Origin of the sequence: Rhizobium sp. SEMIA 4085, from assembly GCF_013004495.1 — a bacterium.
Lineage (GTDB): Bacteria > Pseudomonadota > Alphaproteobacteria > Rhizobiales > Rhizobiaceae > Rhizobium > Rhizobium gallicum.
The window spans coordinates 1-2,230 of sequence record NZ_JABEPH010000591.1 but is presented as its reverse complement, the minus strand read 5'-3'; the positions used below and the strand labels follow the sequence as shown (position 1 = coordinate 2,230).

The 2,230-nt window shown below is 56.4% G+C and carries 4 protein-coding genes; all 4 read right to left on the bottom strand.

Annotated elements, in window-relative coordinates:
- Positions 1–323: hypothetical protein (locus C9413_RS31385; protein WP_170251435.1), on the bottom strand; the 323-nt coding region annotated here is incomplete at its 3' end.
- Between the two features lie 125 nt (positions 324–448).
- Positions 449–850 carry a RidA family protein gene (locus C9413_RS31380; RefSeq protein WP_040114741.1) on the bottom strand — a complete coding sequence of 134 codons (402 nt, stop codon included), beginning with the start codon at positions 848–850 and terminating at the stop codon, positions 449–451.
- Positions 851–976: 126 nt separating this feature from the next.
- Positions 977–1,717: an SDR family oxidoreductase gene (locus C9413_RS31375; RefSeq protein ID WP_040114742.1), complete on the bottom strand. Its 741-nt coding sequence runs from the start codon at positions 1,715–1,717 to the stop codon at positions 977–979.
- Between the two features lie 264 nt (positions 1,718–1,981).
- Positions 1,982–2,230, bottom strand: a 249-nt coding sequence (locus C9413_RS31370) for an alpha/beta fold hydrolase (protein ID WP_170251433.1), incomplete at its 5' end; no start/stop codon positions are given.

Here is a 2,230-nt window from a genome sequence, read left to right as displayed (position 1 = left end):
GTGTTGCTCTTCCAATAGGTGTCAATGATGTTGCGACAGTGCCGAATGACATGGTCGCCAACCTCCGGGTTTCCTCCCCGCAGCGTATCCGGATTGCCTCCGCAAAGGCGCACGAATGTTGCTTGCTGAACCGCAAACATGAAGTAGCCTTCACTGGTCGGTTCAAATTCCAAACCAGCGTCTTGCACGTTCCTCGTGACTTCGGCTGTCGCATCGGAGATGGCGCGCGACACCTTCTCAAGCATGGTCTGTTCGGCCGCTTGCTGGATGGCTAGGAAGGAGCGCTCCTGCGGTGTGGGAATGGGGCAACTGTCGGTGTTCATTACATTCTCCTTGGGAGGCTGAGATTCTGATCGCATTAAGGCGGTCACAGGCTTTGGCCATGGGTCGGTCGTTGCTAAACGCGACTAGCCTTTGCATCGTAATGCAGCCGTGGTAGGCGCCAGAGTCATTCCAGGATGGCAGTGACACGGATCTCAATTCGCATGGCGGGGAGCCCAAGGGCTTCCACACCGGTCTGCGTCCAGATCGGAGCTCGATCGGGCATGTACTCACGGAAAAGACCGGCAATCGTATCGTTCACGATCGGTGGAAAGCCTCCGACGTGATAAGAGTTGACATGGACGACATCCTTCCAGTCCGCGCCAGCCGTGGCCAAGGTTCGCCGGACATTCTCAAATGCTCTCTCGATCTCGGTCACGATTGACTCCGGAATTTCGAGTTCATCGTTCCATCCGCCCTGGCCGGAGATCTCGATGCGATCACCAATCTTGAGCGCTTGTGAAAAGTGCAAAAGCTCATGGAATTTCTGCCCGTACCCGGGCGTGACGAAAAGTTCAGGCTTTGCCATTGAGGTCTCCTATTGTGAGGAAGGTATAAGCATGGAGATGGCGCCCACCGAAATGGTGTGTTGCCGGTTAGTCCGGGCGATCGAAAAGGTGGCACCATCGCTCCATCAGAATCTTGCACGAGCAAGTCAGGCGATTGCACCGCCGTCTGCGGTGAGAATAGCGCCCGTGATGACACTCGCGGCCGGGCTTGCAAGAAATACCACAGCGTTGGCAATCTCCCGCGGTTCGCCGTAGCGTCCCAAGGAGGTCAAGCTTTTCTGCAAGTCTGCAGCCGGGCCGTCCGCCGGGTTGCTTTCAGTATCGGTTGCTCCGGGTTGCACGAGGTTGACGGTGATACCACTTGGACCAAGTTCACGCGAAAGACCGCGTGTGAAGGATGTGAGAGCTGCTTTGGACATTGCATAGGGTGTTATGCCGGGAAACGGTACCCGCTCGCCCAGAGCCGAGCCGATTGTGACGATGCGGCCGCCTTTGCCGAGATGCGGGATGACGGCTTTCGCGAACAGGACCGGAGCTCGTACATTGACATCCATCAAGGTCTGATACGCTGAGACGTCCAGGTCGACGATCATGCCGTTGTGGCCAATCGCGGCGCTGTTCACGAGGATGTCCAGCCCGCCCAAAGCGGAGACGGCCTCGCTTACTGAGCTAGCAATTGCCTCGGGGTCGGCGCTGTCCGCTTGGATTGCAGCCACGCGACGCCCCATCTTTTCGATCGCTTCGGTTACCTTCGAGGCCTTTTCGGCGGAGCGTTGGTAGGTGAACGCGACATCCGCGCCGTTTTCTGCCAGCGCCAATGCGATCGCAGCACCAATGCCTCGCGACCCGCCAGTTACCAGTGCGCGTTTGCCTTTAAGATTGATCATTTATCTGTTCCTTTCCACCAGGATAAGTTGATGTGTTTCAAGCTATTTTCGAAGGACACCGTCGGATCCAACCGAACAAGCGAATACTATTTCGCGGGGATTGCTGGCATCCTGTAGGTGCCAGACGTGCAAAACTCCGTTGCTTGAACAGGAACACTTGGAATAGGTCGTAAAACCCGTACCTGTCTTCCCCGTGAATCTTCGCGATTGTCCGCTTTTCAGTGGCCACTTGAGCCAAGCCCGACGACGACAGTCGTATCGAGCTTAGACATGTCTGATCAGGAAGCTCCGAATGAACTGAGCGATCTCATCTGCATGTGTTTCCAAGGCAAAATGGCCGGTATCGAGCAGATGGACCTCCGCGGGGGGCAGGTCGCGCTTATAGGCCTCGGCACCCGCAGGTACGAATGCTGGATCATGTCTGCCCCAGACCGCCAGGAACGGTGGTTGGTGATCGCGAAAATACGCCTGAAACTCCGGATACCGGTCAATGTTTGTTCTGTAGTCGAGGAT